1 protein-coding gene is annotated in these 269 nt (G+C 65.1%); it reads left to right on the top strand.

Going from position 1 to position 269, the window contains the following annotated elements; translation table 11 throughout:
- On the top strand, positions 1-269 hold a 269-nt coding region (locus ELQ12_RS10050), incomplete at both ends, for an EscU/YscU/HrcU family type III secretion system export apparatus switch protein (RefSeq protein WP_208379409.1).

Raw genomic sequence — 269 nt, 5'->3', positions numbered from 1 at the left:
AGCTGGTGTGGTCGGGCGAGCAGCTCAAGCCGAAATTCTCCAAGATCTCGCCGGCCGCCGGCTTCAAGCGGCTGTTCGGCAAGCAGGCGGTGGCGAACTTCCTGAAGGGCCTGTTCAAGCTGATCGCGCTCGGCGTCGTCATGGTCATGGTGTTGTGGCCGGATCGGATGCGGATGGAATCGTTCCTGCGGATCGATCCGGCCGAACTGCTGCCCGCCATCACCGGCATGACGGTGCACCTGCTGGCGGCGGTGGTCGCGATCCTCGCC

The sequence above is a fragment of the Campylobacter sp. US25a genome, from assembly GCF_004379075.1.
GTDB lineage: Bacteria > Campylobacterota > Campylobacteria > Campylobacterales > Campylobacteraceae > Campylobacter_D > Campylobacter_D jejuni.
Note: the sequence above shows the minus strand (reverse complement) of the source record. Positions and strands in the feature narration are given on the sequence as shown.